At 73.5% G+C, this 12,939-nt stretch carries 10 protein-coding genes; 5 read left to right on the top strand and 5 right to left on the bottom strand.

What is annotated here, in order from left to right; all coding sequences use genetic code 11:
• Positions 1–23: 23 nt before the first annotated feature.
• Positions 24–2,750 carry a helix-turn-helix transcriptional regulator gene (locus tag LIV37_RS46235; RefSeq protein WP_243146533.1) on the bottom strand — a complete coding sequence of 909 codons (2,727 nt, stop codon included), beginning with the start codon at positions 2,748–2,750 and terminating at the stop codon, positions 24–26.
• Between the two features lie 69 nt (positions 2,751–2,819).
• Between LIV37_RS46235 and LIV37_RS46230 the strand changes: the two genes are divergently transcribed.
• Both LIV37_RS46230 and LIV37_RS46225 read left to right on the top strand, forming a co-directional pair.
• On the top strand, positions 2,820–3,716 hold the full coding sequence (locus LIV37_RS46230; protein ID WP_020873976.1) for an MBL fold metallo-hydrolase: 897 nt from the start codon (positions 2,820–2,822) through the stop codon (positions 3,714–3,716).
• Positions 3,707–4,855 (top strand): carboxylesterase family protein, encoded by a 1,149-nt coding sequence (locus LIV37_RS46225; protein ID WP_020873975.1) that lies wholly within the window; start codon positions 3,707–3,709, stop codon positions 4,853–4,855. The genes LIV37_RS46230 and LIV37_RS46225 overlap by 10 nt, the downstream gene beginning before the upstream one ends.
• Positions 4,856–4,864: 9 nt before the next feature.
• Here LIV37_RS46225 and LIV37_RS46220 read toward each other — a convergent pair whose 3' ends face one another.
• Both LIV37_RS46220 and LIV37_RS46215 read right to left on the bottom strand, forming a co-directional pair.
• On the bottom strand, positions 4,865–5,620 hold the full coding sequence (locus tag LIV37_RS46220; RefSeq protein WP_020873974.1) for a Rossmann-fold NAD(P)-binding domain-containing protein: 756 nt from the start codon (positions 5,618–5,620) through the stop codon (positions 4,865–4,867).
• Positions 5,621–5,709: 89 nt separating this feature from the next.
• Positions 5,710–6,672, bottom strand: a complete 963-nt coding sequence (locus tag LIV37_RS46215; RefSeq protein WP_020873973.1) for an MHYT domain-containing protein — start codon at positions 6,670–6,672, stop codon at positions 5,710–5,712.
• A gap of 387 nt (positions 6,673–7,059) precedes the next feature.
• On the opposite strand from LIV37_RS46215, the gene LIV37_RS46210 reads away from it, so the two are divergent.
• The 3 genes from LIV37_RS46210 to LIV37_RS46200 are packed head-to-tail and all read left to right on the top strand — an operon-like array spanning position 7,060 to position 10,204.
• Positions 7,060–8,868, top strand: coding sequence for a CHAT domain-containing protein (locus tag LIV37_RS46210; protein WP_121826576.1), 1,809 nt, complete (start codon positions 7,060–7,062; stop codon positions 8,866–8,868).
• On the top strand, positions 8,865–9,551 hold the full coding sequence (locus tag LIV37_RS46205; RefSeq protein WP_020873972.1) for a hypothetical protein: 687 nt from the start codon (positions 8,865–8,867) through the stop codon (positions 9,549–9,551). The genes LIV37_RS46210 and LIV37_RS46205 overlap by 4 nt, the downstream gene beginning before the upstream one ends.
• Before the next feature lie 26 nt (positions 9,552–9,577).
• Positions 9,578–10,204 carry an RES family NAD+ phosphorylase gene (locus LIV37_RS46200; protein ID WP_121826735.1) on the top strand — a complete coding sequence of 209 codons (627 nt, stop codon included), beginning with the start codon at positions 9,578–9,580 and terminating at the stop codon, positions 10,202–10,204.
• 50 nt (positions 10,205–10,254) lie between these two features.
• Here the strand turns inward: LIV37_RS46200 and LIV37_RS46195 are convergent, their stop codons facing one another.
• On the bottom strand, positions 10,255–10,728 hold the full coding sequence (locus tag LIV37_RS46195; protein WP_020873970.1) for an FHA domain-containing protein: 474 nt from the start codon (positions 10,726–10,728) through the stop codon (positions 10,255–10,257).
• 146 nt (positions 10,729–10,874) lie between these two features.
• The gene (locus tag LIV37_RS46190) at positions 10,875–12,938 is read right to left on the bottom strand and encodes an AAA family ATPase (RefSeq protein WP_020873969.1); all 2,064 of its coding nucleotides are present in this window, start codon (positions 12,936–12,938) and stop codon (positions 10,875–10,877) included.
• Position 12,939: the final 1 nt, after the last annotated feature.

Genomic DNA, 12,939 nt, shown 5'->3' with positions numbered 1-12,939 from the left:
AGCGCACCCGGCCACCGCCACTACTACCGGCCGGACGCCTCGATCAGGTCGCGCAGCTGGGAGCGGGCGGTGACGCCGAGCTTGGGGAAGCTGCGGTAGAGGTGGGAGCCGACGGTGCGGGGAGAGAGGAAGAGCCGTTCGCCGATCTCGCGGTTGCTCAGGCCCTGCGCGGCCAGGCGGATGATGTGCTGCTGCTGCGGGGACAGCGAGGTGAGGGCGTCGGGACCGGCGGGGGCGGATTCGACACCGGCGGCGCGCAGTTCGGCCTGGGTGCGGTCGATCCAGGAGGGGGCGCCGAGGCGGCGGAAGGTCTCCAGCGCGGTGTTCAGCTGGTGGCGGGCCTCGGTGATGCGGTGGCGGCGGCGCAGCCATTCGGCGTAGTCCAGCAGGATCTGCGCGCGTTCGAACGGCCATTGGCCGCCCGCCGGTTCGGCGAGGGCCGCGGTGAAGTGCGGCTCGGCCCGGGACGGTTCGAGCAGGGCGCGGGCGCGGTGGATCAGGACGCGCATCCGGGGCGAGGGGTCCTCGGCGAGCCGGTCGGCGGTGCGCTCCACGATGGCGGCGGCCTCGGCGCCGTGGCCGGTGCGGATGGCTGCGGCGGCCAGTTCGGCGACCCCCGGGTAGGAGCACGCGTAGTGGACGGGGTCACCGTCGGCGGTGAACAGCAGGCGGAACTGCTCGTACGCGCCGACGTGGTCGCCGTCGGCCACCGCGGCCATGCCCAGCGCCCACCGGGCCCGGACGGCGACGGCGCGGCTGCGGTGCGGGTCGACGAGGGACAGCGCGGCCGAGCCCGCGGTACGGGCCTCATCGGTCCGTCCGGTCAGCGCGAGCGCGGCGGCCTCGAGCGACCGTGCGGCGGCGTCGAGGTGCGGCAGCCCGGCGCCCGCGGAGTTGGTGTTCACGGCGGCGGTACGGGCCTGCGCCCACCGCCCGTGGTCCAGGTACGACCACCCGGCCGAGCAGCCGAGACCGATGGGCAGGGAGCCGCCCAGCCGCCAGCGGTGGAGGGCGTCGTCGAAGATCCGTACCGCGAGTGCGGTCTCGTCGAGCAGCCAGGCCATCGCGCCGAGCGAGATGAGCCGGGCGGGGTCGCCGTCCGCCCGCTCGACCAGCGCCGGGATCGCCGCCACCCGCTCGGACCGGTGCGCGGTGGGGTCGGTCACCGTGAGTGTCCAGGGGTCGTCGTGTGCCCGGGCCCGTACGGTGCGGCGGTATTCCTCGTCGCCCGAGTAGAAGCCCGCCACCGACGCCGAGGAGAGCGCGGCCCGGCGCAGCTTGGGGTCCTCCGCCGCCCGCAGCAGCAAGGACATCGCGGTGTCGTGCTCGGTGCTCAGCGTGAGCACCTGGCCCACGCGCAGGGATGCCTCGGCCGACAGCTCCGGGTCGTCGGTGAGCGCGGCGGCCTGCGCGGCGAGCCGCCGCACCCAGTGCGGCTGTCCGGTGGACACCGCGGCACCCGCCGCGGCCACCAGGCGGCGGGCCCGGTCGCGCCGCCCGGGGCTCAGCTCCGCGGCCCGCTCCAGCGCGGTGGTGGCGGCGGTGTATCCGCCCCGCTCCCGGGCCCTGGCCGCCGACTCCTCCAGCGCGGCGGCGATCTCCTCGTCCGGCCCCTCCGCGGCGGCGGCCAGATGCCAGGCCCGGCGGTCCGGCTCGGCGCCGAGCAGCGTGGCGAGGTCGCGGTGGGCCTGACGGCGGGCGGCCAGCGGTACGGAGTGGTAGATGGCGGACCTGATCAGCGGATGCCGGAAGCGGGCCCGCCAGCCGTCACGGCCACCGCCGGTGATCCGCAGCAGTCCGGCGGCCTCGGCCGGGGCCAGCGCCTCGACCCGGTCCGCCACCGCCCGGTCGTCCGCCGCCGCCAGGAGCAGTGCCCGCCGGGTGGCCTCGGGCAGGGCCTCGAGGTCGGCGGCGAAGACCCGCATCAGGCGATCGGTGGGCGGCAGGAGCTCACCGTCGGCGGAGCCGGCCGAGTCCACGCCACAGGCGCCGTTCGCCCGGGACAGTTCGATCAGCGCCAGCGGATTTCCGGCGGCCTGGTCGAGGATGCGCAGCCGGCGGCTGCCGGTCGGCGGATACGGCTGCCGGTCCAGCAGGAGGCCCGCGGCGGTCGCGTCCAGCGGGTCGAGGTTAAGCAGGGGAAAGCCGGAGAACGGCGCCGTGGCCCCGCCCCGGGCGCCCTCGCCCGCCCTGTCCCTGGCCCCGGCCAGCACGGCGAGGGGTTCGTCGCCGATGCGCCGGGCGGCGAAGGCGAGCAGCTCCAGCGAGCCCGCGTCGATCCACTGCAGGTCGTCGGCGACCACGAGGACGGGCGACTGCCGGGCGAGGTCGGACAGCAGCGTGAGCAGCGCCACCCCGAGCAACAGCCGATCGGGCGGGCCGCCGCGTCCGGTGTCGTACCCGTCGGGTCCGGCCTCCCCGAGGTGGGCGTCGTCGGGCTCGGCCTGCCCGAAACCACCGCCCCCGAAGTCGGCCCCCAGGCCCATGGCCCCCAGCAGCGCCGACCGCTGCCGCCCCGGCAGCCGCGCGGTCTCCGCCAGCACCGGACGCAGCAGCTGATGCAGCCCCGCGAACGTCAGGTTCGCCTCGCTCTCGCTGCCCGTCATCCGCAGCACCCGGCCCCGGTGACGATCCGCCGCGAGGCCGAGCAGGGTGCTCTTGCCCGCGCCCGGTTCACCCGTGAGGATCAGTACACCGCTGGTCAGACCGAGTACGACCGCGCTCTCACTCTCCCGCCCGACCATGGTCATCCTTTGACTCTACGTGGTGCAGTCATCTGACCGATACCGCCGGCGCCCGCCGGGGCGCAGGCTGGGGACATGGACACCATCACGCTTGGAAACGTCGAGATCACCCGCGTGGTAGAGGTGGCCCCGAGGGGTCTGCCACGTGGCTTCGTCTTTCCCGACGTGGCCCCTGAGCTCTGGCGCGCGCACGAGAACTGGCTGGCCCCCGAATTCCTGGATCCGGCCGCCGATGAGATCCGCACGATGATCCAGACCTGGCTGCTCCGCAGCGAGGGCCGGACGATCCTGATCGACACGGGCATCGGCAACGACCGGGAGCGGCCGGGCATGCCGCCCTTCCACCATCTGCACACGAACTACCTCGCGGAGCTGGCCGCGGCCGGGGTCCGCCCGGCCGATGTGGACCTGGTGATCTGCACCCATGTGCACGGGGACCACGTCGGCTGGAACACCTCATGGGCGGACGGTGAGTGGCGGCCGACCTTCCCCAACGCGCGGTACCTGCTCCCCCGCGTCGACTTCGACTACTGGAACCCGGAGAACGGGCATCGGACCCGCTCCGGCCGCCGGATGACGAATGTGTTCGAGGACAGCGTCGCCCCGGTCCACCGGGCCGGGCAGGCCGTGCTGTGGGAGGGCGACCACTACGACGTCGACGCGCAGCTGCGCGTCGAGCCCGCCGCGGGCCACACCCCCGGCTCGTCGGTGGTGCGGCTGCGGTCGGGTACGGATCGGGCGGTCTTCGTGGGCGATCTGATGCACAGCCCGCTGCAGATCGTGGAGCCGGACGCCTGTCCCTGTTTCGACGAGGACGAGCCACGGGCGCGGGTCTCCCGGCGCCGGGTGCTGGGCGCGGCCGCGGACGAGGGTGCGTTGTTGTTCCCCGCGCACTTCCCCGGTGCGAGCGCGGCCGAAGTGCGGCGTGACGGCGGGCGGTTCGCGGTGAAGGAGTGGGCGGCATGGCAGTGAAAGTGTTCCGGAACATCCCGTACGCGGCCGGGCCGACCGGCGCCGCGCGATTCGCCGCACCGGCCCCCGTGCCCGGCGTACCCGCCGCACCCGGCGCCGCTCGGGTGCCGGGGCCGACGGCTCCGGCACCCGAGCGGCGGTTCCCGGCGGATCTGAGCCCGCTGACGGGGCCGGGCTGGGTGCGTGGCGAGGACTATCTGACGCTCAACGTCTGGACGCCGCGGACCGACGGAAACGCCCCGGTGATGGTCTTCGTGCACGGCGGCGCGTTCCTCTCCGGCACCGGCCAGGCGCCGGTGTACGACGGGACGTCCTTCGCCCGCGACGGCGTGGTCCTGGTCACCCTCAACTACCGCCTCGGCGCGCTGGGTTGGCTCGATCTACCGGACGCCCCGCGCAACCGGGGCCTGCTGGACGTGCTCGCCGCACTGCGGTGGGTGCGTGAGCACATCGCGGACTACGGCGGGGACCCGGACCGGGTCACGGCCTTCGGGCAGTCGGCGGGAGGGATGATCATCAGCGCGCTGCTGGTGATGCCCGAGGCCGCCGGGCTGTTCCGGGGCGCGATCAGCCAGAGCGGTGGGCTCCACGCCCTGACCGGCGCCGAGGCGGCGGAGACGACCCGGGCCCTGGCGGACCGGCTGGGCGTTCCGGCGACGGTCGAGGCGTTCGCCGACATCCCCGACGAGCGTCTGGTGTCCGCGCTCGCCGAGGTGCCGGGGGTGGGGCCGAGGCTGTCGCCGCTCGGTGTGGTGCTCGACGGGCTCGACGACACGCCACCGCCGCATCCGGTGGACCTGCTGGTGGGCACGAACACCCAGGAGTCACTGCTCTACCAGCGGCCGGATCAGGGCGCGGCCATCGACGCGATCTTCCGCGACGCCCGTGAGCGGCTGGTGTCCCGCTCCGGCAAGGCGTTCACCTACGACTTCGACTGGCGGGGCGGGCCATTCGGCGCGTGCCACGCCGTGGAGCTCCCGTTCGTCTTCGACACCACCGATCTGCCCGCGCTCCGTACGGCGAACGGACTGCTCGGACCGGACGTCCCGGCGTCGCTGGCCACGGAGATGCACGGCGCGTGGGTGCGCTTCGCCATGAGCGGCGATCCCGGCTGGTCGGGAACGCACCGGTTCCATTAGGCGCTGTCTTCAGCGGTACGGTCCATGGGCCACGCTCCGCCCCCGTTTCCGGCCTGATGCGGGCGTGGCCTCGGACGACTCGGTCCGCGCGGCACGGCGGTACCGGGGAGCGAACTCCTCCTCGACGAACTTCTCGATGGAGGTGGGAGTTGAGGTACGGGCGGTACGGGGCTGCCGCATTCGCGTGTGCCGGGAGTTGAGGGACGTGCCGACCTCGGCCATCATCCGCTCGACGTTGGGGGAAACGCCGTTCCCGCGCAGCTCCGCACGGAAGGCGTCGAGGCTGAGCTGCGCGTACACGAGGTCGTGCGCGCCCACGGCATTCGCGATCACCTCCGTGACCTCCCTCATACTCGCCTCGCGCCCGCCCTGGAGCTCCAGCACCTCCGTACCGCTGAAGGCGCCGGTGACCAGCTCCTCGGCGGCCCTTGTGCCAATGTCCCGGGTGGTGACGAACGGCAGCGGTAGATCCGGGTCGAGGGGAGCGCTGATACGGCGGTGTTCCCTCGCGGTGTCCGCGTGATCCAGCAGGTTCTCCATGAAGTAACCCGCCCGCAGCCACAGCGTGTCGACCCCGGGGGCGGCCGACAGGAGCCGTTCGAAACGGTGGAGCCCCGCGACCGGCCCTGTGCCCTCGGCGTGCTGGGCGCCCCAGCTGCTGAGTCCGACGACGCGGGTCACCCCGGACTCGGTGACGGCCCTGGTCAGAGAGGCCGCCACCGCGTCCTGGAAGCCGCCGACGCCGGTGACAACGAACGACGCCACGGATGCGGAGGGCCCACAACGACGTACCACCCGGCCGTGAGCCGGACCCCGTAATCATTTGACGACAGGGCCCCGGAACGGTCGTGGGTTCACCACTCGCGGTACTCCCGGCGGCCGTGGCGCGGGGCGGGGCGGCTCGTCCGGGCCCGGGCGGGCTCCTCCTGCGGTGGCCAGGTCCGGGCCCGGGCGGGCTCCTCCGGTGGCCAGGTCCGGGCCCGGGCGGGCTCCTCCGGTGGCCAGGCGGGCCAGACCGGCCGGGGCGGTGGTGGCGGCGGGGTCCTGCGCGCACTGTCCGCCTTCTTCTCGTTCCACTCCCCCTCGCCCAGGACGAGCAGCGGATCGAACATGATGATGGTCCCCGCGATCACCAGGAAGATCACCGGGCCGATCAGCATCGGGAGGATGAGCGAAGCGGGCGCCTCACCGCCCACGGAGGCGCTGAGCACATCGTCCAGCCGCACCCTGACCGCGGCCATGCCCGTGTAGTGCATCCCGGTCACGGCGACCCCCATCACCATGCTCGACGCCAGACTGGCGCGGAAGCCGTAGATGGTCACGGCGGCCCAGAGGGCGGCGGTCGCGGCCGCGACCGCGATCAGGACGGAGAGCAGGACGGTCGGCACGGAGTACTCCAGATGCCCCTGCATGCGCATCGCGGACATCCCGATGTAGTGCATGCCCGCGACGCCGAGTCCGGTGAAGACACCGGCCGAGAGCAGCACTCCCGGGGAGGTGCCCCGGTAGCCGACCATGAAGACGCCGATGCCCACGACGACGATCGCCACGACGAGGCTGAGAAGGGTGATCGGTATGTCGAAGCCGATCGGGGTCTCCTTCACATGGAACCCCATCATGGCGATGAAGTGCATCGTCCAGATGCCCGAGCCGATCGACGCGGACCCGAGCGCGAGCCAGCCCGCCTTCCAGGGGCGCTGGGTACGCACCGACCGGGCGGTGCAGCGTAAGCCGAGGGCTCCTCCCAGACAGGCCATGAGGTAGGCCGCCAGCGGAGTGACGGCCCCGTAGTTGAACCCGTCGATCGTGCCGTACATGTACGCTCCACCCTTTTCGCCGCGGGGGTCCTGTGCAGAAACGTTGGTTCACCGGCGAGAGTAGGGCTCGGCCGAGCACGCCACCCACACATTTGGTCACGCATCGATAAAGGTGTCTCACCGGGCGTGACGGGATGTCATGCGATTCACCTCATGTCCGTTTTCCCCTTTGCCGCAGGTGGGCGGGGTTGTGCCGGGGGCACGTGCCCGGCACCCGGCGCTCCTCGCCGTCCGGTCCGGACACCCGGTGATGCTCCGCACCCGCGTATCCGGCCGGGCGATTCGCGGACGTCTTCTGGTCGGTTTCCGGAAAGAGCGATCAAAGGACTCCTGTGCCCGCGCGGACGGGCGGATGATTGAGAGCGGCATGACGAAGGGGGACGTTTCATGCACGGCAGGGATCTCGCGGCATTACGTGACCGCGCCGAACGGGCCGCGGCCGACGCGCTGGCGTGGATCGCCCCGCCCCCGCCCGAGCACCCGGCGGCCGGCACCGGTTCGAAGGACCCCGGATCGCAGGACCCCAGATCGCAGGACCCCGGATCGCAGGACCCCGGTCCGGACGGCCCGTCCGACGGCCCGGCGGCCACGCGAGCGCCCGACGGCACTCGGCCGCCGCTCACCGCCGACTCCACCCTGCTCGACCGGCACATCACCGAACTCGACGGCCTGGAAGCCGAGTTGGCGGCGGCCGTAGCGGACGGGGACGCGCTGCTGTGCACCGTACGCGCCCGGCTCGGAGGCCTGTACGCCGAGCGCTACGGGCGCGATCCCACGGACGGCGACCGGAGCAGGGGCCTGCGGGTGCTGCGGGCCGCCCGCGCCCCTGCGGTGCTCGGCCCACGGGACGAGCGTGCCTCCGCCTTCCACCTGGTGCGGTTGCTGCTGACGCCCGCCATGACGGCCGGATGGGACGGCACCCTGTCCCGTCTCCTGGAGTCCTTCGACATCGGGCGCCGAGTGGCGTTGGGGGACCCTGAGCTCACCGCCGATCTGACCGAGCTGCGCGGTCTGGTGGCCGACCTGGCGCCGACGCTCCCCGAAGAAGCCGCCGAATCCCTGTTCTGGGCGGCCGACATCCTCGAGCGGGTGCCCGCCGTCGTACGCTCCCGGGACCTCGGGCAGATGGCCGACCTGGCCGAGCAGACGGCGCAGCGGCTGCCGGGCCGCGGCTCCGATCTGGTGCGGGGGTACGGGACGACGGAAGGCGGGCGCGGGAAAGCGGAGGACGGGCGCGGGGAGCGCGACGCGCCGGTCCGGCTGGTCCTCGTGCCGTGCGGCAACCTCGGTGCCGTGCCGTGGCACGCCGCCCGCCTCCCCGGGCCACGGGACGGTGTGCGGCGCCGGTACGCGTACGCCTGCGAGGACGCGGTCATCTCGTACGCCGCGTCCGGCGGTGAGTTCCTGCGGGCCGCCCGGCGCGGCCGGGTGCCCGCGAACGAGCGCGCGGTGCTGGTGGCCGACCCCAGCGGGGATCTGACCTGGGCGCAGGACGAGGTGACGGCGCTGCGTACCGCGTACTACACCGAGGCCCTGCTCTACGGCTGGCACGAGGACGCGCCCGGGCACGCCCTGGGCACGCCCGACGACGTGCTCTTCCACCTGCCCGGAGGCCCGGCCGCGCCCGCCGCCTCGCTGCTGCACCTGGTGGCGCACGGCCTGGCCGGGCTGCGGCCCACCGACTCGGCCCTCCACCTGGCCGGCCCGGACACCGCAGACGCCCCCGACCCCGCGGACACCCCGGCCCCGGGCAGGCTGACGGTTACGCGCATCCTCGACGTACCCGCCGGGGAACGGGCCGCCACCGGGCCGCTGATCGTGCTCAGCGCCTGCGAGACGGACCTCAGCAGCCGTGACCACGACGAGGCGCTGACCCCGACCACCGCACTGCTGGCGCGCGGCGCCACGGATGTGGTCGGCTCGCGGTGGAAGGTCTCGGACAGCGCCTCGGCCGCGCTGATGGTGGTCTTCCACCACCGGCTGACCGTCGTCGGGCTGGCCCCGCCGGACGCCCTGCGCGCCGCCCAGCTGTGGATGCTCGACCATGACCGCCACCCCGTCCCCGGGCTGACCGGGCTTCTGCTGGCCGAGACGCAGCGCGACGCGGGCGGCCTGGCCCGGACCGTCTCCTGGGCCGGATTCATCCACCAGGGGAACCCCGCGCCCCACGCACCCGTGGAAGGACGACAGGCATGACCACCGACGATCTCCTGGAGCTGCTGCGCCGGCATCTGCCGGAGATCCGCGCCTCGCTCACCGCCGCGCAGTTCAGCGGCTTCCAGGACAGTGTGCTGCGGCTGCGGGCCGCCGAAGACGACACCAGGGCCGTGCGCGGTGCCGTGCGGCAGGTGCGGCTGGCGCTGCTGCCCCTCCCCCGCGAGATGGAACTGCGCAGAAAGCTGGACCAGTTCAGGTCCGGGGGCGCGGCTCCCGCCGCGGTCCTGCCGGACACCGACCGGCTGGCCGAGCTGATCCGGCTGCTGGACTCCGTGGACTGGCCGGCGCTGGACCCCGAGAGCGCCGAGATCGCCCGGGCCGTACGGCAACGGCTGCTGACCGCCCCCGCGCGGGGCCCGGAGCAGCTCACCGGCACGGCCGCCGAGGATCCCACCGGGGCCGGGCTGATCCGGCTGTCCGATCCCGAACGCGGCGACCGCTACCCGGAGTTCCAGTTCGACCCGGACACCGGTGAGCCACGGCCGGTGGTGCAGCGGATCAACAGGATGCTGCTGTCGGACCAGGACCCGTGGGGCGCCGCCGACTGGTGGCTCGGCGGCAACACCTGGCTGCGCGACGCGCCCGCCGCCCTGGTGGGGCGGGTGCCGGACGCCCGGCTGACCGAGGCCGCCGCCGCGCTGATCGGAGACGGCGGATGGTGAGGCAGGCGCCCCCCGAGGGCGCGCGGATGAGTCCGAACCTGTTCGTCCTGAGCGCGGGCACCGAGCTGTGGAGGTGCCATGAAACCGCCTACGCCTGCACCGAGTTCAACCCGAGGCCCGCGCACTCCTTCTTCGGCGGCAACCGCTTCGACGCCACCACCGAGGACCGGTACCCCTATCTCTACGCGGCCGTGGCACCGGCCACCACCCTCGCCGAGGTGATGCTGCGGGACATGGAGTTCACCGGGCCGGAGGGGCGGCGTCAGGTGCCGTGGGCGCTGGCGGCCCCCCGCTCGCTGTCCAAGGTGCGAGTGACCGAGCATCTGCTCCTGGTACGGCTGGTCGAGGAGGAGGACCTGGCCGCGGTGTTCCAGACCTCCTGGCTGCTGGAGACCGACGAGTACGCGCAGACCCGCGCCTGGGCGAGGGAGATCCGGCGTCAGGTGCCGGACGCCCAGGGGCTGGTGTGGCAGTCGCGGCGGCACCGCCCGCACCCCGCCCTGGTGCTGTTCGGCGACCGCTGCGGGGAGGAGCCACTGAAGGCGGTGCCCGGCCAGGCCCACAACCTGGGCACGTTCGAGGGGGCGGGCGAGGCCAACCAGCTGCTGGCACCGCTGCGGGCGGTCATCATTCCGCCCGGTATGCGGGCATGAGCGCGCGGGGCGGCACGGGGGTCCGCCCCGCGACCCCGCCCGGCACCGGCTCAGCCGGTGCCGGGCTCCGGTCCGTACAGCCGTATGGCGAAGCTGACCCGCAGCCCGAGCCGCAGCTGGTCGCCGTCGCGGACGGGGGTGCGCACACCCGCCGCGATCCGGGCACCGTTGAGATACGTACCGTTGCGGCTGCCCGCCTCCGGCTCCTCGACCCAGGCGGTGCCGTCCGGCTCCACCGTGATCGAGGCATGATGCCGGGAGACCTTGTTCCAGCCCGCGAACGCGGCGGCGGTCCGGGGCGCCCAGTCCGGGTGGCGGCCCAAGCCCAGCGGTGGGCCCGGGCCGTGGCGGAGCTCCAGACAGGGCTCGGCGCAGACCAGCAGCGCATGGGTGCGCGCACGGCCGCAGGACGCGCAGCGGGTGTCCCGGGGGGCCACCGGCGCACGGCAGTTCCAGCAGGGCGCGGACACCTCGACCCCGGCCGGGGGCGGCGCGGGCCGGGGTTCCGGCCGGGGCTCGGGCACGGGCCGCGCCTCCGGGGCCTCCGCGTCCGCCCTCCCCGCCGCTTCCGCCGGTCCCGCCGGTGGGGCCGCTTCCGGCGGACCCGCCGGTGCTTCCCCCTCCTCGTCGTCCGGCTCGCGCCACCACCCCGCCGGAGCGGCCCCACCACTCATCGGCCGCCGCCGGGACCGGAACCCGCGGCCCCGGTGCGTACCACCCGCAGGTCCAGGGCCACCGTCCCGTCCGTGGCGGGCCGCACACCGGTGACGGTGACCACCGTGCCCGCCAGCTGCTCCTGGTCGAACAGCGCCCGTGCCAGCGGGTTGATCAGATGCGTCTCCAGCAGCATGCCGATGCCCCGGCCGCCGTTGTCGACATCCGCCGTGCAGTAGGTGGACAGCGCCTGATGCGCCTCGTCGGAGAGGCGCAGATGCACCCCTTGGTCCTCGCGCAGCACCCGCTGGATGTTGCCCACCTGGGAGTCGAAGATCTCGGCGGCCACCTTGGCGTCGATGTAGTCGAAGACCACCACATTGCCGCCGAACCGGTTCATCAGCTCCGGGCGGCCGATCCCCTCCACGAAGTGTTCCTTCACATTGGCCAGGATGATCTCCTCCAGCTGGTGGTACGGCATACCGGGCTCGGCCACCCGCCCTTCGCGGCCGCCCTCGCCGGTCGGTTTCCTGACCCCGAGGTTGGAGGTGAAGATCAGCACGCATTCGCTGAAGTACGTGGTGACCCCCTGCCCATCGGTGAGCCGGCCGTCCTCGAGCACCTGGAGGAACTTGTCCAGCACCCCCTTGTCGGCCTTGTCGATCTCGTCGAACAGCACCACCCGGAAGGGGTCGTTGCGCACCGCCGTGGTCAGCTCGCCACCCGCCTCGTAGCCCACGTATCCCGGCGGTGCGCCGAGCAGCCGGTCCACCGAGTGCGGTGCGGAGAACTCGCTCATGTCGAAGCGCAGACAGGCGTCCTCGGTGCCGAACAGCAGCTTGGCCACCGACTTGGCCAGCTCGGTCTTGCCGGTGCCGGTCGGCCCGGCGAAGAACAGCACACCGCGCGGCCGGCTGCCGGGGTGGGACGCCTGGGCGCCGGAGAGGCCGAGGGCGGCGCGCTTGAGGATGTCGAGGGTCTTGCCGACCGCCTTCTCCTGGCCCTTCACCCGCGCCCGCAGATCCGCCTCGCCCTTCTTGATCTGCGCGCGGATGTAATCCGCCTGCCACGGGTTGTCCTTGACGCCGAGCTGGTAGACCCGGACCGCGTCCCGCATCTCGGCGAACGACAGCCCGCGGTCGAGCGCCATCCGGGCACTCTCCCGCATCGCGCGCAGGGTCAGTCCGGCGGTGGCGCGGGCAAAGGTGTCGAGGTCGTGCTCGTCCGGCGGCCGTTGCTTGTCGAGCCGCACCGGCCCGTCGTCCCCGTTGTCCTCGGGCGCGGACGCGGCGGTGTGCTCCCCGGCCAGCAGCTCGGCCATGCGCCGTCTGCTGCCCAGGTCGGGCAGCGGGATGCCGATGGTACGGACCCGTTCGCTGCCCGCCACCAGCCAGGTGGGCAGGTCGCGCTCCCCGTCGGCGAGCCAGATCACGGGGTTGAACAGCCGCCGTCCGCTGCCCGGTGAGGAGATCGGCCGCGCGTCCTCGGCCAGCTTCAGGCAGTTGAGGAAGAAGTCCCGCTCCGCATCGCTGAGCCGGGTGACATCGGTGGGGATCCGGGCGGCGTAGTCGATCAACAGGACCACCCGGTAGGGCTGTTGACGCTGTGCGGTGTCCGGGCGGGGGCGTCCGTCCGGTGTCTTCTGCTGCCGCCCCCGCTGCTTCCAGCCGGTGACGATGTCACCCAGGATCCGCTCCGCGTCGGCCAGGTGGACGGGGGTGTCGGCACGGCGGGCGCGCCCGGCTCCGGTGGCGTCCCGCCCGTGCAGCACCTCGCGGACCTCTTTGGCCGCGGGGCCCGCGACGACGGTGAAGCCGTCGGCGATGTCGAAGCGGATCAGCGCCTCGTACCCCTCCTGCCACAGGGCGTTCCACAGCACCTCGGTGAGGGTGTGGTGGGCGTCGTACGTCCGCTCGGGACCGCCCACGTCGGGGTCCTTGTCGTGGCGGACGAGGTGGATGTCCCGGATGCTGCCGTGCAGGACGTACTGGGAGTGGACGCTGAGCGTGCCGACCAGCTCTTCGGCGAAGGCCGGGAGGCTGCGGTCTCCGCGGTCCGGGGAGGTGGCTGCCTCGGTCATA

The organism is Streptomyces rapamycinicus NRRL 5491 (assembly GCF_024298965.1).
GTDB lineage: Bacteria > Actinomycetota > Actinomycetes > Streptomycetales > Streptomycetaceae > Streptomyces > Streptomyces rapamycinicus.
Note: the sequence above shows the minus strand (reverse complement) of the source record. Positions and strands in the feature narration are given on the sequence as shown.

Bases quoted from the DNA above. Each gene is read 5' to 3' on its own strand.
- LIV37_RS46235 (WP_243146533.1), bottom strand. From the start codon at position 2,750: ATGACCATGGTCGGGCGGGAGAGTGAGAGCGCGGTCGTACTCGGTCTG.
- LIV37_RS46230 (WP_020873976.1), top strand. From the start codon at position 2,820: ATGGACACCATCACGCTTGGAAACGTCGAGATCACCCGCGTGGTAGAG.
- LIV37_RS46225 (WP_020873975.1), top strand. From the start codon at position 3,707: ATGGCAGTGAAAGTGTTCCGGAACATCCCGTACGCGGCCGGGCCGACC.
- LIV37_RS46215 (WP_020873973.1), bottom strand. From the start codon at position 6,672: ATGTACGGCACGATCGACGGGTTCAACTACGGGGCCGTCACTCCGCTG.
- LIV37_RS46210 (WP_121826576.1), top strand. From the start codon at position 7,060: ATGCACGGCAGGGATCTCGCGGCATTACGTGACCGCGCCGAACGGGCC.
- LIV37_RS46205 (WP_020873972.1), top strand. From the start codon at position 8,865: ATGACCACCGACGATCTCCTGGAGCTGCTGCGCCGGCATCTGCCGGAG.
- LIV37_RS46200 (WP_121826735.1), top strand. From the start codon at position 9,578: ATGAGTCCGAACCTGTTCGTCCTGAGCGCGGGCACCGAGCTGTGGAGG.
- LIV37_RS46190 (WP_020873969.1), bottom strand. From the start codon at position 12,938: ATGACCGAGGCAGCCACCTCCCCGGACCGCGGAGACCGCAGCCTCCCG.